The 19,770-nt window shown below is 47.6% G+C and carries 16 protein-coding genes; 7 read left to right on the top strand and 9 right to left on the bottom strand.

The window, feature by feature from the left end; translation table 11 throughout:
* Window positions 1-25: 25 nt before the first annotated feature.
* Window positions 26-1,438, bottom strand: a complete 1,413-nt coding sequence (locus KCV09_RS12275; protein ID WP_004933615.1) for an aminotransferase-like domain-containing protein — start codon at window positions 1,436-1,438, stop codon at window positions 26-28.
* A gap of 90 nt (window positions 1,439-1,528) precedes the next feature.
* Here KCV09_RS12275 and KCV09_RS12270 point away from each other — a divergent pair, with 90 nt between their 5' ends.
* Window positions 1,529-1,882, top strand: coding sequence for a hypothetical protein (locus tag KCV09_RS12270; protein ID WP_076033253.1), 354 nt, complete (start codon window positions 1,529-1,531; stop codon window positions 1,880-1,882).
* Here the strand turns inward: KCV09_RS12270 and KCV09_RS12265 are convergent.
* Window positions 1,865-2,770, bottom strand: coding sequence for a LysR family transcriptional regulator (locus KCV09_RS12265; RefSeq protein WP_104124030.1), 906 nt, complete (start codon window positions 2,768-2,770; stop codon window positions 1,865-1,867). The genes KCV09_RS12270 and KCV09_RS12265 overlap by 18 nt on opposite strands.
* Before the next feature lie 141 nt (window positions 2,771-2,911).
* Here KCV09_RS12265 and dkgB point away from each other — a divergent pair, with 141 nt between their 5' ends.
* Window positions 2,912-3,715, top strand: coding sequence for a 2,5-didehydrogluconate reductase DkgB (gene dkgB, locus KCV09_RS12260; protein WP_212515220.1), 804 nt, complete (start codon window positions 2,912-2,914; stop codon window positions 3,713-3,715).
* 9 nt (window positions 3,716-3,724) lie between these two features.
* The gene (locus tag KCV09_RS12255) at window positions 3,725-4,903 is read left to right on the top strand and encodes an MFS transporter (protein WP_212515219.1); all 1,179 of its coding nucleotides are present in this window, start codon (window positions 3,725-3,727) and stop codon (window positions 4,901-4,903) included.
* 48 nt (window positions 4,904-4,951) lie between these two features.
* Here KCV09_RS12255 and KCV09_RS12250 read toward each other — a convergent pair whose 3' ends face one another.
* The 6 genes from KCV09_RS12250 to KCV09_RS12225 form a co-directional block, all read right to left on the bottom strand.
* Entirely contained in the window at window positions 4,952-5,599 is a 648-nt protein-coding gene (locus KCV09_RS12250; protein ID WP_004933591.1) for an START domain-containing protein, read from the bottom strand.
* A 199-nt stretch (window positions 5,600-5,798) separates the two neighbouring features.
* Complete coding sequence (gene dapB / locus KCV09_RS12245; protein WP_004933588.1) at window positions 5,799-6,620, bottom strand: 4-hydroxy-tetrahydrodipicolinate reductase; 822 nt, start codon at window positions 6,618-6,620, stop codon at window positions 5,799-5,801.
* Window positions 6,621-6,738: 118 nt separating this feature from the next.
* Window positions 6,739-7,857, bottom strand: a complete 1,119-nt coding sequence (gene dnaJ, locus KCV09_RS12240; protein WP_004944612.1) for a molecular chaperone DnaJ — start codon at window positions 7,855-7,857, stop codon at window positions 6,739-6,741.
* A gap of 102 nt (window positions 7,858-7,959) precedes the next feature.
* Window positions 7,960-8,337, bottom strand: a complete 378-nt coding sequence (locus tag KCV09_RS12235) for a hypothetical protein (RefSeq protein ID WP_004933584.1) — start codon at window positions 8,335-8,337, stop codon at window positions 7,960-7,962.
* A 132-nt stretch (window positions 8,338-8,469) separates the two neighbouring features.
* Window positions 8,470-11,598 carry an efflux RND transporter permease subunit gene (locus tag KCV09_RS12230; protein ID WP_151815229.1) on the bottom strand — a complete coding sequence of 1,043 codons (3,129 nt, stop codon included), beginning with the start codon at window positions 11,596-11,598 and terminating at the stop codon, window positions 8,470-8,472.
* Window positions 11,595-12,701: an efflux RND transporter periplasmic adaptor subunit gene (locus tag KCV09_RS12225; protein WP_212515218.1), complete on the bottom strand. Its 1,107-nt coding sequence runs from the start codon at window positions 12,699-12,701 to the stop codon at window positions 11,595-11,597. The genes KCV09_RS12230 and KCV09_RS12225 overlap by 4 nt, the downstream gene beginning before the upstream one ends.
* Before the next feature lie 148 nt (window positions 12,702-12,849).
* Between KCV09_RS12225 and KCV09_RS12220 the strand changes: the two genes are divergently transcribed.
* From KCV09_RS12220 to KCV09_RS12205, 4 genes are all read left to right on the top strand, one after another.
* The gene (locus KCV09_RS12220) at window positions 12,850-13,464 is read left to right on the top strand and encodes a TetR/AcrR family transcriptional regulator (protein ID WP_004944601.1); all 615 of its coding nucleotides are present in this window, start codon (window positions 12,850-12,852) and stop codon (window positions 13,462-13,464) included.
* A 187-nt stretch (window positions 13,465-13,651) separates the two neighbouring features.
* Window positions 13,652-16,336, top strand: a complete 2,685-nt coding sequence (ppc, locus tag KCV09_RS12215; protein ID WP_151815231.1) for a phosphoenolpyruvate carboxylase — start codon at window positions 13,652-13,654, stop codon at window positions 16,334-16,336.
* 271 nt (window positions 16,337-16,607) lie between these two features.
* Window positions 16,608-17,903, top strand: coding sequence for a solute carrier family 23 protein (locus tag KCV09_RS12210; RefSeq protein WP_004933573.1), 1,296 nt, complete (start codon window positions 16,608-16,610; stop codon window positions 17,901-17,903).
* A 112-nt stretch (window positions 17,904-18,015) separates the two neighbouring features.
* Window positions 18,016-18,930, top strand: coding sequence for a LysR family transcriptional regulator (locus KCV09_RS12205; protein WP_055415572.1), 915 nt, complete (start codon window positions 18,016-18,018; stop codon window positions 18,928-18,930).
* On the opposite strand, the gene KCV09_RS12200 is transcribed toward KCV09_RS12205, so the two are convergent.
* A complete protein-coding gene (locus KCV09_RS12200) occupies window positions 18,922-19,662 on the bottom strand; it encodes a sulfite exporter TauE/SafE family protein (protein WP_104124038.1) in 741 nt (246 codons plus the stop codon). The two genes, KCV09_RS12205 and KCV09_RS12200, sit on opposite strands and share 9 nt — an antisense overlap.
* Window positions 19,663-19,770: the final 108 nt, after the last annotated feature.

The following is a 19,770-nucleotide window of genomic DNA, read 5'->3' as shown; positions in this document are numbered from 1 at the left end:
GGTGATCGCTCGTGATCGCCAGATTTTAACCATGCTGTTTCACCCAATCTGCCAAAAAGATAATCGCTGCATGATAATCACGCCGCAAAGCATGCCCCACACTCAGCCGGATAAAATGTCCATAACGCTGATCTTCACCAAATACCGTACCCGGAACAATATTGATGCCGTGTTGCTGGGCAACCTCGTATAACGTCATACTATTGATCGTTTCGGGTAGCTCAAGCCATAAGGCATAGCCCCCTTGAGGCTGACTCAAACCAATGCTTAAAGGCGCAAATGCATTTAAAATCGCGTCTCGATAGGCTTCGACCTGTTGAAGCAAACGTGGATATAACTGATTCAGATGTGCACGATAGGCACGACTAAAAATAAAATCGGCCAGAGCCAGTTGCAATGGTGTATTCACAATCATGTTGTGTGAAAGAAACTGTGGACGCATGGATTCGAGCTGTGCCCCAATACAAAACCAGCCGATTCTATACGCGCTCGATAATGATTTTGACACCGAACTGACCCAGACCACATACCCTGCCTCGTCCCAGTGTTTGATTGGTCGCGGGCGCTGCCCGTTGTGACTGCATTCGGCGTAGATATCATCTTCTAAAATAATACATTCATAACGTGCCGCTAACTGCGCAATGGTCTGCTTATCCTGATCGGCCAAACAATAGCCCAAGGGATTTTGGTAATTGGCCGTGAGCAAACACAATTTCGGCCGATGCTGCTGCATGGCCTGTTCAAGGCGTAATAGATCAATGCCGCTATGGTCTGCTGGAATCTCGATAATATGTCGATTTAAACCCGCCAGCATTTGCAGCTGTCCGTTAAAAGTCGGCGTTGGAATCAGGACACTATCGCCTTCACGACTTAACTGCTGAATCAATAACGACAATGCCGGCATACACCCATTGGTGATAAAGATATCACTGGGTGCCACATAAATGCCGTCTTCACGCCAGTGCTCACTCAGTGCCTGACGTAAGCGCAAATGGCCCTGCTTTTCACAATACAAAAAATCTTCAGGTTTGCAATATTTCAAGGCGCGTTGTATCGAGCGACGCAAGCCATCGATTGGCACCAGCTCAGGGCTAAGCTGAATGGCACCAAAGGGAATCAAATGATTTTGAATAGAGGCTTCCTGAATCTGATTTTGTAACATCAGATTGGAAACCTCACGTGGCATCGATTCAAATTCAGGGCTGACGGGTAAACGACTCAACCCACTTCTGGGTTTGACAAAATAGCCCGATTTTGGACGGACATAGATCAACCCCTGCGCCTCAAGCCATTCATAACAACTTTTTGCAGTGCTGACACTCACATGATGCTGGGCTGCAAAATCACGCAAAGAACTTAACTTCTGCTGCGGCAATAACTGTTGCTGATAAATTTTATGTGCAATCTGCTGTGCCAAGCGCTGATAGTGAAAGGCCATATCTGTACCGCTTTTTTATAAAAATCTGTATCTGTATTGATCCATACAAACCGATTAACCTCTAAAAAGCAACATATATGAGATAACACCATGAAAAAATTAGGATTTATATTTATATTCCTGTTGAGCGCCTGTCATCCGCTCGATGCGAAACAGCAGCAGCAAGATTATATTTGTCAGAGTATGATTCAGGGCTATCTTAAAATGCAGCAACTGTATGATTTTCGACTCTGGCAGCGCGAGTCGCATACTCCCAACCAGATCCGCTATCAGTATCGTCCAGCCAGTGAGCATGGCATGCTGATCGGCACATTAAAAACCGAGCAATTGGTGTTTGAATGCAGCCAGAATCAAAATCTGTTTCGTATACAACGCCCCAACGAACATTCATCCTTATTACAGGTTCAGCTTCCAAGTGCCACACAATCATTCATCTGGCGTTGAAAATTGATCTTTTAGCTCATCGGCCAAAAAGTCGATGAATAAGCGGATGCGGTTTGGCAAGTGCTTTTGCTGATAGTACACCGCATGAATATGCTGAAGCTGGCGCTCAATTTGATCTTCAAACAATGCCACCAGTCGGCCTGCTTGTAGGTCTTGCCAGATCTCGAACTCAGATAAACGTGCAATGCCGTGGCCACTCAATGCCAGCTGACGGACAGTTTCACCACTGGAGGCGGTAATTTTAGGTTCAATCCTGTAATACTCCTCACCCATTTTGAGGGGCCATGTGTTTAAATATACCGGACGGCTAAAGCCAATGGTCTGATGCGTATTCAGTTCATGTGAATGTCGTGGATGCCCATGTTCGGCCAGATATTCAGGACTGGCCACAATATAAAGCCGGCTTTTGCAGATCAGGCGTGCATGCAAACTGGAGTCATGCAATGCGCCAAAACGAATCGCAACATCTGTTTTGTGTTCAAGTAGATCAATCACCTGATCGTTGTTATTGAGTTCGATCTCGATATTGGGATAGCGCTGCATGAATTTTTTCATTAAGGGTGCAATCACGTGCAGCACAAACGGTGTGGCCGAATCGACGCGAAGCTGTCCCGAGGTATCACTGTCCGATTTTAACAGTGCCTCTTCGGCATCTGACAGATCGGCCAAAATCGTCCGTGCCCGTACCAAAAATAAACTGCCCTCTTGAGTGAGTTTAATTTTACGCGTGGTTCGTTCTAGTAAGGTCACATTGAGTTTTTTTTCAAGCCGGTTAAGTGCACGGCTAATACCCGATGGCGTTTGATTGAGTTGCTCTGCAGCCGATACAATCGATCCGGCATCGACAATACGAATAAACGCAACTAGCTCTTCTATGGTCGATTTCATATCTAGATCATGATTCTTGACAAATACTCAACGATATTTTGCGTATTGCAGTATTTTTTCGCAACAATTATCACCGCAGAATAATCATCATTGTTTTAAATTCTTGCTCGCAGTCCGCGGGCGTAAAAAATAGGTACGCATATGATTCTTCCTGCATTTGGTTTAGGTACGTTTCGTTTAAAAGATCAGGTGGTGGTGGATGCGGTGAAAACCGCCTTAGAGGTCGGTTATCGCGCCATCGATACAGCCCAGATTTATGACAACGAAGCCGAAGTAGGTCAAGCCATTCAAGCCAGCGGTGTGGCACGTGACCAGTTATTTTTAACCACTAAAATCTGGGTCAGCAATCTGAACGAACAAGATTTAATCCCCAGCTTAAAAGACAGCTTGGTGAAACTCAAAACCGACGCTGTGAATTTAACCTTGGTGCATTGGCCTGCGCCACAAAAAAACATTGATCTGGTGGCTGTCATGCAGCTATTGATGCAGGCCAAACAGCAAGGCTTGACCCAGCATATCGGGATTTCAAATTTTAATATCGCACAAACGCAACTGGCAATCGATACAGTCGGTGCAGAGCACATTGCCACCAACCAGATCGAACTGAGTCCGTATCTGCAAAATGCCAAACTGGTTGATATGCTCAAACAGCATGAGATTGACGTTACCTCCTACATGACACTGGCCTACGGCAAAGTCTTGCAAGATCCTGTACTCAAGGCCATTGCGGCCCAGCATCAGGCCAGTACCGCTCAAATTGCACTGGCATGGGCGTTACAACGCGGTTTTGCCGTCATTCCGTCATCGACCCAGCGTGAACATCTGATTCAAAATCTGAAAGCACAGCAGATTCAGCTCAGTGCAGATGACATGCAACAGATAGCAGCGCTTGAGCGTAACGGTCGAGAGGTCAATCCGGCTGAACTTGCTCCTGAGTGGGACTGAGATTAGGCCATGAAACTGAACTTTCCTCTGCTCGCCTTGGCGATTGGCGCGTTTGCCATTGGAACCACCGAATTTTCACCAATGGGCTTATTGCCCAATATCGCCAGTGATTTACAGATCAGTATTCCGACAGCGGGAATGTTGATTACAGGATACGCCTTGGGCGTTATGCTCGGTGCACCGATCATGACGCTTTGGCTGGGGCATGTGCCACGGCGCAAGGCGTTAATCTTACTGATGACACTGTTTACCGTGGGCAATATTTTAGCGGCACTGGCACCGAATTACTGGAGCCTGATGGCCGCACGCCTCATCACCAGTCTCAATCATGGCGCATTTTTCGGCATTGGTTCGGTGGTGGCGGCCAGTGTGGTTCCCGTGCATAAACAGGCCAGTGCCGTGGCGGCCATGTTTATGGGCCTGACCATTGCCAATATCGGGGGAGTTCCTCTGGCCACATGGCTTGGTCAGACAATTGGCTGGCGAATGGCATTTTTAAGTATTTCGGGACTGGGGCTACTGACCATGATCTCGTTGTATCAAGCCTTGCCACAGGGGCAGTCGGGTCAACGTCCGAATATTCGAGCAGAACTAAAGGTGCTGACCCGGTTTCCCGTCTTAATGGCACTGCTGACCACGGTATTGGGCTCTGGTGCGATGTTTAGCCTCTACACCTATATTGCACCGAGTTTGCATCGCTTTAACGATGCAACACCGAGCTTTGTAACGCTGATGCTGGTTCTGATCGGGATTGGATTTTCGATTGGCAATCACTTGGGAGGCAGATTGGCGGATCGCGCTTTAAATGCAACGCTGATTGGTTTCTTATCGATGGTAATCGTGATGATGTTGCTCTTTCCATGGTTGGCACAAACACAACTGGGCGCAGCGATTGCCGTGATTCTCTGGGGCATTGCCACTTTTGGTCTGGTTCCTCCGGTCCAAATGCGCGTCATGAAAATTGCACACGAGGCGCCCGGGCTTGCATCATCGATTAATGTGGGTGCATTTAATTTAGGCAATGCGCTGGGTGCCGCGGCAGGTGGCTGGGTCTTGAGTCAGCAGCTCAGTTATGCAGCCGTCTCCTACACCGGCGCTGGTTTAGCTGGATTAGGGTTACTGCTGGTACTGCTGCAAATGCGAGTGGCACAGACCGCGCATTCTCATGCCAAACCGTGCACCGATTAAATTTAAGCGTCCTCAGGGACGCTTTTTTATTGCTTTACTTTTATTGCTTTATTTTAACACATCGGGTAAATAGACATTCGATACTGTGGACTGTGCCAGCTCTGTTTTCATTTTCATCAGCATTTGATAGGGCTGCTGCTCGACAAACATATTCACGAAACTCAGCGGAATACTTCCTGCAGGGTCGGCATAACCCGATGTGGTGACCTTTACTTTCTGCGCACCTAACTTTTGAAACGTCCAGTCTCCGACATAGTGATGTATGCGAATTCGGCCCGGCTGTTCGGGATATCCACCAGACAAGGCCATATTTCGAATCACGATACGGCCTGTCGCATCCTTACTCAAACTACTTTTCACCACCACATCACGATCTTTTAGCGGAAAAGGAAAATCGAGCACCATATACAGTACAAACTCGCCCTTCTTGTCGTCTCTCGACAAAATCTTGGTATCCCCCATATAAGGCACCCACTCTGGCGCACGAGCGACATCAAGCACCAAACTGACCGCCCGCTCAAGCGGCACATCATAGGTGGTTTCTGCCTTATATTGGATCACCGGATTGGCCTCTGAACGATAGGTCCAGACCTTGATATTGTTGCGAACAAGGCTCAGTTTTTCGTTGGCAGGCGCACTTTGGGCAGATGTGGTCAATGTAAGCAGCAAGGCCAAAAGCCATGATTTTTTTTTCATATTGTTCTCATTATTTATGCCATACCGAGCAAATTCGAGCAGTATCATTGGGTTGCACCAAAGCCAATTGCTTGACGCGGCTCAACGACAGACTTTATAGGTGGCAGCGCCTTATGGGTATTCGGTCATTTTTTATTTTAAGGCCAAATCGCCTCAATGTGAGACGATTTGATTTATTAAGAAGAATAAGAATGAAGCTTTATACGTCGATCTCGTTAAAACCCAATACATCTTTCATGTCGTATTTGCGGGCATCTCGTCCGACCACCCATGCCGCAGCACGCACAGCACCCGATGCAAAATTCATGCGGTTGGTGGCTTTGTGAGTGATCTCAACACGTTCACCTTCACCAATAAACATCGCGGTATGTTCACCGACGATATCGCCGCCACGGATGGTTTGAAAGCCAATACTTTGACGCTCACGCGCACCAGTATGCCCTTCACGACAATACACTGCATCGGTTTTCAAGTCACGGCCTAGGGTTTCTGCAATCGCCTCACCCATCATCAGTGCAGTGCCAGACGGCGCATCTACTTTATGACGATGATGTGCTTCAATAATCTCGATATCCACACTGTCGCCAAATACTTTAGACGCAAGCTCAAGCAATTTAATTGAAACGTTTACCCCTACCGAATAGTTTGCAGCATACACCACTGGAGTACGCGTTGCGGTCTCGTTCAAAAGTTGCTTCTGTTGTTCTGAAAAACCTGTCGTGCCAATCACCATGGCCACACCAGCCTCAGCACACAGTTGTAGATGCTGCTCGGTCGCAACAGGTGCAGTAAAATCAATCACCACATCGCAGTCTTTTAATACTTCAGACAGGCTACCCGCCACCTTGACCCCAATCGATCCGATTCCTGCCAGCTCACCTGCATCTGTACCGACCAAGCTGCTTTCTGGGCGCTCAACCGCCGCCGCCAACTGATAGCCGGCCTGTTGCACAGCCTGAATAAGAATGCGACCCATACGGCCACCCGCACCCAAAACACCAATGCGTGGAGATGCTGACATAATTTTAATCCTGAAAATAGATAATCAAACGTTGCAGCCTACTATATCAAAACTCAGGCAGTGCGCTAAAAAAATCGCCATAAAAAAACCTGCCGAAGCAGGTTTTTTTCAGTATCACTTAATCGAACAAACGGTCGAGAAAGGATTTTTTCTTAGGTGAAGAACCGTGATCGTCTCCATCCAAGCTGGCTTGCAATTCTTTTAACAGTTCACGCTGACGGCTGGTCAAGTTTACTGGTGTTTCAACCACAATACGGCAAAGCAAATCACCGACCATGCTGCTACGCACTGGACGTACGCCTTTACCGCGCAAGCGGAACAGTTTGCCAGTTTGCGTGCCTTCTGGAATCTTTAAACTCACGCGGCCTTCAAGCGTTGGAATTTCAATCTCTTTACCCAATGCAGCATCTGCAATGCTGACCGGCACATCCATATATAGGTCTGCACCATCACGCTGGAAGATTTCATGCTCGCGCACCACTACTTCGACGTAAAGATCGCCAGACTGGCCATCACGTACCGCTTCGCCTTTACCGCTTAAACGTACACGGTCGCCGTTGTCTACGCCAGCAGGAATGGTCACTTCCAAAGTTTGCTGACGGTCGGCAACGCCTGAACCATGACATGCATTACATGGATTTTTAATAATTTTACCTTGGCCACGACAGGTGCCACAGGTTTGCTGAACCGAGAAAAAGCCTTGCTGCATACGTACCTGACCCGAGCCATGACAGGTTCGGCAGGTTTCAACGTCATTCGGATTTTTCGAGCCTTTACCGTCACACACCTCACACGGTGCCGGTGCAGTAAAGGTAATGGTTTTCTTCACGCCACGAACCGCTTCTTCAAGCGTAAGTTCCATTACGTAGCGCAGGTCTGAGCCACGGCGTTGACGCTGTTGCTGACGACCACCGCCGCCACCGAAGGCACCACCAAAAATATCGCCAAACTGACTAAAAATGTCTTCTGCGCTAAATCCGCCGAAGCCACCACCGCCGCCGCCAAAACCGCCTTCAAATGCATTATGACCCATACGGTCGTACATGCTGCGCTTTTCAGCATCGGACAGTACTTCGTATGCTTCAGCAGCTTCTTTAAACTTTTCTTCTGCTTCGTGGTTATCGGGGTTACGGTCCGGGTGATACTTCATCGCCAACTTACGGTAGGCTTTTTTGATCTCATCATCACCTGCGGTTTTCGAAACGCCTAAAACCTCATAATAATCTCGTTTAGCCATGACTGGCGATGCTCCTCACGGAATTTATTTAATACCTGATTGCGATTAAATTGGGGGCGTGCGTCATGATTACAAGGGAGATTGCGAAAAAAAATAACGGTTTTAAAAAACCGCTTTCTTTTTTAAATACTTAGACATGCCTTTAATCAATGCATTGAGCAAATACAACCAGGCAATCGCAGCAAAAATCACACCGGCAATGGTCAACGCGGTAACCCAGAGTGCGCTGTTCCATGCAAAGAAAATCAGGGGAATAAACCAAAGCGAGGCAAATAAGGTCATGAGCAGAAATAGCACGGTACTGTGCATGATCCAGACGCCGTGCGCCTGAATCCAGACTTCTGCATTTTCAACCAGAGCAACTTTTCGAGCCAGAAAATAGGCAACCACTGCTAAAACCACACTTGCCAATGCAAGAAACATACAGACATAAGAAATCGTAATATAACGACGATGCTGTTTTAATTGATCTTGCCCCATTCGTATCCAACCTCGAATCCATTGCATTTTTAGGTTTCATTGCAATGAATGTATGCTCTGTTTTTTTGTGTTAACAATAAGGTGCTACTATATTTGACTTTTCACTATTTCGCACCTTTTATTCGCAAAAAATTATGACAAAGTTGGCGTTTTTTTAACCTTAAACCATGCTGCATACAGTGCTGGCAAGAAAAATAAAGTCAAAAAGGTCGCCACGATCAATCCCCCCATAATGGCAACCGCCATAGGACCAAAGAAAATACTGCGCGATAACGGAATCATGGCCAAGACCGCAGCCAGCGCCGTCAGTAAAATCGGTCGGAATCGGCGTACGGTCGCATCGATAATGGCCGTCCATGGATCATGCCCGGCTGCAATATCCTGCTCGATCTGATCAATCAAGATCAGTGAATTACGCATGATCATGCCTGAAAGCGCAATGGTGCCCAGCATCGCCACAAAACCAAAAGGTTTATTGAACAGCAATAAAAACAAGCTCACACCAATCAAGCCCAGCGGTGCAGTCAAAAACACCATCAGGGTTCGCGAGATACTTCGAAGCTGTAGCATCAGCAACGTCAGCACTACGCCTAAAAATAGCGGCATGCCAGCATTGACCGATGCCTGGCCTTTAGAAGACTCCTCGACCGCACCGCCGACATCGATTAAATAACCGCTCGGCAACTGACTGCGCAACTGATCAATCGAGCTTTGCAACTCAGACACCACCGTAGCAGGCTGTAAATCGGTGCGAACATCGGCACGAACCGTAATGGTGGGCAATCGATCTCGGTGCCAGATAATCCCATCTTCAAATGTGGCATTGATTTTGGCAATTTGCCCAAGCGGTACACTCTGACCGCTACTGGTCGGCACCGCCAGACTGCCCAGTGAGGCCACATCAGCACGTTCGTTCTGATCACCGCGTAAACGGATTTCGATCAGTTCGGTTTTTTCGCGATATTGATCAATCACGCTGCCTGTCAGCGAGCTATTTAAGAAGTTGGCCAAATCAGTATTGCTAATTCCCAATTGACGCGCGCGTTCCTGATCAATTTCAAGTTGAATGCGTTTACTCGGTTCACCCCAATCCAGATGTACGTTACTGGCATTCGGATTTTGACTTACCGTCTGTGCTACTTTTTGTGCCCAGTCACGTACCAGATCCTGATCTTCTCCCGAAACACGATACTGGATGGGATAGCCCACGGGTGGGCCATTTTCAAGTAACGACACTCGCGTTCTGGCGTATGGCAGTAACAATTTAATCTCTCGCTCAAGTGAATGGCGAATCTGATTGCGGTTTTCAAGTGACGAAGCCAGCACCACAAACTGGGCAAAACTGGCCTGTGGAAGCTGTTGATCGAGTGGTAGATAAAAGCGTGGTGACCCTGTACCGACATAGGCCACATAATTATCGATGCCGGATTGTTTCGCCAAAAACTGCTCGACTTTTTTTGCCGCCTGCTCGGTGGCGGTTAAAGACGCGCCTTCTTCTAGTTTGATATCGACCAAAATTTCGGCGCGATTAGAGGGCGGAAAAAACTGCTGTGGCACTAATTTAAATAGCAAAACAGCCCCGACAAACAGTCCAACCGTCACCACGATCACGGTTTTCCGGTAGCTCACGCAGGTATCGACGGCATGACGAAAAGCCTGATAAAAACGCGTTTGATAGGGATCATGCCCATGATCATAAGGCACAGGCTGAGGTTCGGGCTGTTTGCGCAGTTTCGCCCAAAGACGCTGATACCACGGCGCGCGCTGTGGCGTATGGCTAAAATCGGGCAGCAGCTTTTCACCTAAGTACGGCACAAAGACCACCGCTGCAATCCATGACACCACCAGGGCAATGGTCACCACCTGAAAAATGGATCGGGTATATTCGCCAGTACTTGAACTGGCTGTAGCAATGGGTAAAAAGCCCGCGGCAGTAATCAGGGTACCTGTAAGCATTGGAAATGCGGTGGTTTTCCATGCGAAGCCCGCGGCCTTGAGCCGGCTGTAGCCCTGTTCCATTTTAATCGCCATCATCTCCACCGCAATGATGGCATCATCGACCAGTAGGCCCAGCGCCAAGATGAGCGCGCCTAGTGAAATTTTGTGCAGGCCCACATCAAACAGATGCATGCCTGCAAAGGTCATGGCCAAGACCAGTGGAATGGAAAACGCCACCACCAGTCCGGTTCGGAATCCTAAAGAGAAGAAACTGACCAACAGCACAATAATAACCGCTTCTGCCAGTACCTGAATAAACTCTCGAATACTGTGCTGAACCGCCACTGGCTGATCTGAGACCTTGCTTAAGGTCATGCCCAAAGGTAAAGTTTTTTGCAAATGAGAAAAAGTCTGTTGCAGTTTCTTCCCCAAAGCAATGATGTCGCCGCCTTTACGCATCGATACCGCAATACCAATGCCATTGTCTCCCATAAAGCGCATCCGCGGCTGTGCCGGTTCACTAAAGCCACGATACACCTCGGCGACATCACTGAGTCGAATGGTTTTATCACCGACTAAAATCGGCAATTGCTTTAGATCTTCAACCGAACTCAGCTTCCCGGTCAGACGCACCTGCATCCGGTCGGAGGGGGTTTCAAAAAACCCGGCACTGACCATATTGTTTTGCTGCTGTAAGGCCTGCTGAATGGCACTGACGGGTACACCGAGCTGCGCCATTTTGGTATTGGACAGTTCAATCCAGATTTTTTGGTCTTGCAGGCCAATCAGTTCTACTTTGGCAACATCGGGTACGCGCTGTAGTTCAAGCTGCAAACGGTCGGCATAGGCTTTAAGAAGCGCATAATCAAAATCTTTCCCGGTCAAAACATAAATATTGCCAAAGGTATCGCCAAATTCATCGTTAAAAAAAGGCCCCTGCACACCAACGGGAAGCTCATGCTGAATATCGCTCACTTTTTTGCGTACGTTATACCAAATATCCGGGATATCGGCAGAGGTGTACGTGTCTTTGGCAAAGAAAGTGACCATCGACTCACCCGGACGCGAATATGATGAAATCCGGTCATATTGACCTGTGGTCATGAGTTCTTTTTCAATCCGGTCGGTGACTTGCTCTGCCACCTCTTTGGCCGTAGCCCCCGGCCAGTAGGTCTGCACCACCATCACTTTAAAAGTAAAAGGTGGATCTTCGCTTTGCGAAAGTTGGGTATACGAATACACCCCCACCACCATCAAAAGCAGCATAAAATACAGCACCAAGGCTTTATTTTTCAGTGACCATTCAGACAGGTTAAAATTCATGTTGCAGCCCTCGCTTGAAGGTTGACAGCACGGTTATTTCGGTCGATCGGACGAATTTTTTGCTGCTCACGCAATAAATGCACACCGCCCACCACCACCCAATCGGATGGCTGAAGCCCTGACAGTATGCTGACCTGTTCACGGCCGTAATCCCCTAAGCGAACCGGAACTTTCTTGAGCGTATGATTGGCTTGTACAACCCATACATAGGGCTGCTGGTGCGTCGCCGAGACACTACTGAGCGGAACACTCAATGAGGTCTGAGTCGGCTCACTCAAAAACACCCGCGCACTTTGCCCCAGTTGAATACTCGGTTGTGCCTGTGAAAATGCCACCTTGACACGAAAAGTTCGTGTTGCGTCAGCTGCGGGCGAAATTTCCCGAACATATGCCGGATAAACATTTTCCGAGCTTGACCACAAGCGCACACTGGCAGACTGACCAATTTTTAGCGTACTGATCAGTTGCTCGGGTACGCCAATCACCACTTCACGATCACCATCGATCGCAAGCTGATAAACTGTCTGCCCTGCGCTTACCACCTGCCCAACTTCGATTTCTCGCGCAGTAATAACGCCTGCCTGAGTCGCCCGTAGCTGGTTATAACGGGTTTGATTGGCTGCAACATCCAGATTCGAACGGGCCTGCTTTAAACTTGCTTGTGCCGCGGTATATTGATTTTTAATTGCATCAAACTGGGAACGACTCACCGCATTAATCGGCAGTAACTGTTGATAGCGCTTTAGTTCGTCGCTGGCAACCTGTGCTGCCGCACTGGCATTATCAAATTGTGCCTGTGCTGCATTGAGCTGTAACTGCGCATCCTTGACATCGAGTTTGGCCAGTATCTGGCCAGCACGAACGCGATCCCCCACATCCACATCACGTTCGGTAATCTGACCCGCAACCCGAAACGACAACGCCGTTTGCTGGCGGGCTTCAACTTGCCCCGCATAACTGTGTTGTGCTTGTGCGCTGCTGCTCGGTTTAGTCACCATCACCAAGGGAATGTCTTGATTGACTGTTTTTTCTTTCTGACACCCCAACAACGTGACACTGCATAAAATGATCAAGCCCGAAAGGCCAATGTGTGCTCTGTTCATGATCCCAGTACTCTTTTCAAATTTATTTTTAAGGCACAATATGCGATTATCTTAAATTGTTTATTTTTTAATTAATATACCCATAAGTACATTAATTAAAAAATAAACGTTATTGCTTTGTTTTTCAAAAATTTTATTGAGGTTTAATGTGCAAAATTCTGGAAGACCAAAAGATCTTGAGAAACGACAACGTATTCTGGAAGCAGCAAAAAATATCTTTTTAAAACAGGGTTATCATCATGCCGGTATGAATCAGATTGCACAGATGGCAGGTGTGACTAAATTGACGGTCTATAATCATTTTCAAGATAAAGCCAATCTGTTTGTCTGCGCCATTGAAGAAAGCTGTGAAACCTACATTTCTGCCGACACATTTCAGTTACAGCCCCAATCCGATTTCAAGCAACAACTGGCGAGTATTAGCCGGTGTGCGCTCCACACCATTTATTTACCCGAAGCACTCAAGCTTGATCATGTGCTGTATGAACTTGCAGCAGAAAAAAGCCCATTGGTAAAACAGTTTTTTGCAGCATCACATCAAAGACTCTGCAACATGCTGACTCACTTTTTTGAGCAAGCCAGCAAACTCGGGTTGATTCAAGCCGATGATCCACTGCGCCAGACCGAATTGATCTTGTCGTTATTACTGGGTTTACGTCACCAAAATGTCTTGCTTGGCATAGAAATGCCTCCTACGCCTGATGAGCTTGAGCTCAGCATTCAATATGCTATCGAGATTTTCATGCTCAAATACAGCCCTTAAATGCTGGCGATCTGGTCAATTGATTTTGTTTTTCTACATCACGAAACATTTGTATAGCAACGCACCTTTTTTGCTTAATACACGGTAAAAAATGCATTTTTTTTCATATAACGACTTGGAATGTTTGCTAATCGGCGTATATTCAGGTGGTTGAAAGTGAATATAGTAGAAGAACAGGAGAACTAGAATGATTCAACAAATTGATGCTCCACTGCGTGAGGATGTACGCTTACTGGGAAATTTACTGGGCGAAACACTCAAACAACACGCAGGACAAGATTTGTTTAATCAGATTGAACAAATTCGTGCACTCGCCAAAGGTGCACGTGACGGTCAAGCGAAAGTTGAAAAGCAATTAGAAAAGTTATTTTTAAATTTAAAGGACGAGGAAATCTTACCGCTGACCCGCGCGTTTTCCTATTTTTTGAATTTTGCCAATATTGCAGAACAATACCATGTGGTTCGTAGCCGTCGTCAAAGCGAGTTTGATGCACATGCCCCTTCACCTAATCCACTAATTCGCCTGTTTGAGAAATTTCAGCACAACCACATCACCCCGCAACAACTGTTTGATCAGGTATGTGAGCTGAATATTGAATTGGTACTGACTGCGCATCCGACCGAAGTCAGCCGACGCACCCTGATTCAAAAATATGACGATATCAATGATGCCCTGTCAAAACTCGATCAGCAAAAGCTGACCCCGCAAGAGCGTGAGCAAGTGCTCACCAACCTGAAGCATTTGATCTGTTCGGCATGGCAGACCGATGAAATTCGTCAAAACAAGCCAACCCCACTCGATGAAGCCAAATGGGGTTTTACCACCATTGAACAAACCTTGTGGAACGCGGTACCTAAATTTGTTCGAGAACTAAATACACTGGTGCATCAGCACTGCAACGCGACTTTACCACTTGATATTTCTCCAATTCGTTTTGCCTCATGGATGGGTGGCGACCGTGACGGCAATCCGAATGTCACACACACGGTCACGCAAGAAGTGTTGTGGCTGTCGCGTTGGCAAGCGGCCGATCTGTATCTGCGTGATATCGAAAGTTTACGCTGGGAACTCTCGATTCAGGCCTGTTCTGAAGAATTAAGCCTTGCGCTGGGTCGTAGTCATCCCGAGCCATACCGTGAATACTTACGTACCACGCGTGAACGCCTGAAAGCTACACGTCACTGGTTGTCGCTACGCTTGCAAGGTCTAGATGGCGATGACAGTCAGATTATCCGCCACAAACAGGAATTACTTGAACCGTTGCTGTTGTGTCATCGTTCACTGATCGCCTGTAACTTACCGGAACTGGCCAATGGCAAGCTGCTCGATTTTATTTACCGCGTAAACTGCTTTGGTATCGAACTGCTTAAACTGGATATTCGTCAGGAATCGGGGCGTCATCGTCAGGCGATTTCCGCCATTACCGAATATTTAGGCTTGGGTAATTTCGAATCTTGGACTGAGCAAGCCCGTCAAAACTTTCTGATTCAGGAATTGCAAAGCAAACGCCCACTTCTGCCTAAATATCTTAAAGAACCAGAAGGCAGCCTGATTGAACATCCAGATGTCAAAGAAGTGTTTGCCACCATGCGTACACTGGCCGAGCAGCCGCCAGAAAGTTTGGGTGCATATATTATTTCCATGGCCGAATATCCAAGCGATGTCCTAGCCGTTTTGCTTCTGCAAAAAGAAGCCGGTATTTTGCATCCGCTTCGTGTGGTACCACTGTTTGAAACCTTAAAAGATCTAGACGGCGCAGCCAAGACCATGGAAACGCTGTTTAATATGGACTGGTACAAGCAGCACATTCAGGGCAAACATGAAGTCATGATCGGTTACTCCGACTCTGCCAAGGACGCAGGCTTTATGTCGGCCAACTGGGCACAGTATCGTGCGCAGGAAGAACTGACGGCTGTGGCCAAGGCGCACAATGTACAGCTCACCTTATTTCATGGTCGTGGCGGCTCGATTAGCCGTGGCGGGGCGCCAACACAGCAGGCCCTGTTTTCACAACCACCCGGCTCTATTTCTGGAGCCATTCGTGTGACTGAACAGGGTGAGATGATCCGCTTCAAATTTGGTCTAGAAGGCGTTGCGTTACAAAACCTTGAAGTGTATACCGCAGCAACCCTTGAAGCGACCTTACTGCCACCACCCGTACCGAAGGCAGAGTGGCGTGAGCTGATGCATCAGATGACGGACATTTCAGTTCGCGTATATCGCGAAACCGTGCGTGAAAATCCTCATTTTGTACAGTACTTGAGAACCGTGACGCCTGAGCTTGAACTGCAAATGTTGCCATTGGGTTCACGACCGGCCAAACGTAAAGTAAGCGGCGGAATCGAATCGTTACGTGCCATTCCTTGGGTATTTGCATGGACGCAAATTCGACTCATGTTGCCAGCTTGGCTCGGCACCGGTGCAGCCATTAATCAAGTGATTGATGAAAACAAAAAGCCGCTGCTCGACGAAATGCTGGTAGAATGGCCGTACTTCCAAACCCTGATCGATATGCTGGAGATGGTTCTCTCCAAAGCCGATGCCAATGTCGCGTTGTATTACGAATCGCATCTTACTCATGATGATGAGCTTAAGGTACTGGGCGAAATGCTGCGCGCACGTTTGAACGATGCCGTTCAGACCTTATTGACCATGAAAGGTGAATCGAAGCTGCTCAGTAAAAATGATGTACTGGATCAAGCCATGCAGGTACGTAAACCCTACCTGTTGCCATTGCATTTACTTCAGGCAGAACTGATGAAACGGCGTCGTGAATACACGGCAAAAACCAACGCCGATCATACACCTGTCGATCACGCACTGATGGTGAGTATCGCCGGAATTGCAGCGGGTCTGCGTAATACAGGCTAATCGCTGAAATCTATTCATTATCGGCGGTGAGTACAGGCTTGCCGCCGATTCATTCATATGAAAAAAACGTTTTTTTAACAATGGTTCAACTTTTTATAATGTATAGTTTAAGTAAATCAATACCTTGATTTCATACTAAATTATCTTTACCGTTTGGTAAATAATAAAAATAAATCTATGATTTTGAACACATAAGGTCATCAACGAGTAATTATAACTCATCGCCAGACAGGGTATGATGTGCTCCAATTGGATTATTTGAGCCTATTTTATGTCCAGCTGGTTTCCAAAATGGAAGGCGTACAGCGGTCAGATCGATCATCGACCAGTCGCAACCAACGAATATCTCCCTCCTGTTCAAAGCGCGGTACTGGGCATCCAGCATGCATTCGCCATGTTTGGTGCGACGGTGCTAGCTCCCCTTTTGATGGGATTCGATCCAAATCTGGCCATTTTAATGTCTGGTATTTGTACCATTTTATTTTTTCTGATGACCGGCGGCCGGGTGCCGAGCTATCTCGGTTCAAGCTTTGCCTTTATTGGAGTCGTGGCGGCGGCTACGGGTCATGTGACAGGTTCAGGTGCCAATGCCAATTTATCGGTTGCACTGGGTGGTATTGTCGCCTGTGGTGTGGTCTATGCTGCAATTGGCTTTTTGGTCATGCTGACTGGTACGCGCTGGATTGAAAAACTCATGCCACCTGTGGTGACTGGTGCCGTGGTGATGATTATCGGCCTGAATTTAGCACCTGTTACCGTTAAAGCAGTTGCCGGGCATCCCTTTGATATGTGGATGGCACTGATTACCGTACTGTGTATGGGAACCATTGCTGTGTTTACTCGGGGGCTATTACAGCGTTTACTGCTCTTGATTGGACTACTGATGTCTTACCTGATCTATGCCATCGTGACCAACGGACTGGGCTTGGGTAAGGCCATTGATTTTGGTCAAATCGCTACGGCGGCATGGTTTGGTCTACCGAGTTTTAGTGCTCCCACCTTTCAAACCAATGCCATGCTGATTATTGCGCCAGTGGCACTGATTTTGGTGGCCGAAAATCTGGGACATATTAAAGCTGTCGGTGCCATGACTGGTGAAAACCTGACGCCACATTTAGGCAAGGCTTTTGTGGCAGACGGAATTGCGACCAGTCTTTCTGGCAGTGTGGGCGCACCCGGCATGACCACCTATGGCGAAAATATCGGTGTCATGGCGGTTACACGCGTGTACTCGACCATCGTCTTTGTGATTGCGGGTGTATTTGCCATGTTTTTAGGGCTGTCACCCAAATTTGGTGCCGTGATCAGTACAATTCCGACCGCCGTTCTGACCGGTGCATCGATTGTGGTATTTGGCTTAATTACCATTGCCGGTGCCAAAATCTGGATTGAAAACAAGGTCAATTTTGGCAACAACAAAAATTTGATTGTGGCCGCGGTGACCATTATTTTAGGTGCCGGTAATTTTGAACTGACCTTTGGCAGTTTTAATCTGGGCGGTATTGGTACGGCGACATTTGCCGCCATCTTGCTGAATTTATTTTTTAGCCTGAAAGACAAAAGTTAAAGCATCTAGATACGATCAGCAGCCTTAGGGCTGCTTTTTTTATGCCTTTACGCTGCGAGCATGCATCATTTTCAGTATGATAAGCTGGCTCACTCAAGGATTGAACGTTGCCATGCGCTACGATTTTGTTGACCTTCGCTTGTTTTTACATGTCGTCGATACAGGCAGCCTGACTCACGGTGCTGAGCGGGCAGCGCTCTCCTTGCAAGCTGCCAGCGAACGTATTCGTAAATTAGAACACTATTTCGGTAGTGCCCTATTTACGCGGCATCGAACTGGTGTCGAACTGACTCCTGCGGGGCAACGCGTTTTAGATCATGCCCGTGTGCTGTTGCAGCAAGCTCAATTGTTAGAACAAGACATGAACCGCTTTCGCGCTGAACCCCAGCAGCGACTTCACTTATGGTGTAACTCATCGGCACAAAGTGAATATCTGCCGACATTACTGCCAATGTTTTTGCTCAAGCACCCTACGATCAGTATTGAATTGCACGAGGCAGAAAGCTCTGAGATTATTCAGGCACTCGAACAGGGACGCGCACAATTGGGGCTGGTCTCAAGCTTCTCCCAGACTGAATATTTACAAACTCAAGATTTTGTCCATGATCCTTTGGTGTTGATATGCCCAGCTACGCATCAGTTTACTCGCCAGCATCCGCTCAATTTACCGGCGGTGTTTAGCGAGAGTATGATCGGATTAAGTACGCATCACTCCTTACAGCGTTCAATCGATATTCAGGCACGTGCGCTTGGTATTCACATCGATTACCGTTTACGCCTACCAAATTTTACTGCCATTGCCGAAGTGGTGGCCGCAGGTGCGGGTGTGGCGATTATGCCAGCGCGTGCAGCAAGCCGTTTAAAAGAGAGCCACGCCTTGGCCCTGTTGCCACTGAGCGGTGCATGGGCCAATCGGAAATTACTCATTGTGGCACGCGACTTTACGCAGCTCTCAACGATGTATCGTGACTTTACCGATTTTTTATTGACGCATCGGCCCGCAGCTCCCAAGCTGCAATTATGTTAAAGGCGAACCCAGCATATACAGCCCCAGCAGCATCAGCCCCACAAAAAACAGGCGACGGAATTTTTCTTCGGCAATTTTGTAGCGGATTTTTTGTCCCCACCACATACCCAGCAATGCAGGCAATACCGCAAGCCATGCCAGTCGATAATCCACGACACTGGAGGCACCTGTGTAAAGGTATAAATAAATCGCCAGACAAATGGTAGAAAAGGTAAATACCAATCCAAGCGACTGCACCAGTTCATCACGCTTTAACCGAAGCGATTGCAAGTATGGTACAGCCGGAATAATAATCACCCCGGTAGAGACAATCAGCGCACCGCCGATATATCCCACAATCGGTGACAACCAACCCGCATGGCGCGAAAGATCGGGAAGTTGTTTGACAAAGAGTCCAAATCCACCATAGGCAATTAACATACCACCCAACAGCATTTCACTGGTTTTTCCAGAGGATGCACTTAAAGTAGGTAAAAAGCTCCAGCACGTCCCGAGTACAATACCCAACAATAACGACCAAAAACGCTGAATCAGTGCCCAGACTTTACCTTCGGCAAAGAGTTGCCATATGTTGGTGATCATGGAGGGAACGATTAAGAGTGCCGCGGCCTGAAACGGCGAAATCACCATGCTCATTAGGCCCATGGCGACGGTCGGCAAGCCAAGCCCCAACGTGCCCTTGACCAGCCCCGCAAAGATAAAAACCGCAATCACCAGTAACAGCATGTCCATCGTTTCATTTCCTCCCTAATATATGAATCATGCTAATTCAATACAGGTGGCATCACGATGCTTGATTTTAGAAGTGAGCCTCAAGCAAAGATTGAGGCTCTAAAACAG

This window comes from Acinetobacter soli, from assembly GCF_018139125.1.
GTDB lineage: Bacteria > Pseudomonadota > Gammaproteobacteria > Pseudomonadales > Moraxellaceae > Acinetobacter > Acinetobacter soli.
The sequence above is the reverse complement of the archived record's forward strand: the minus strand, read 5'-3'. Positions and strand labels throughout refer to the sequence as shown.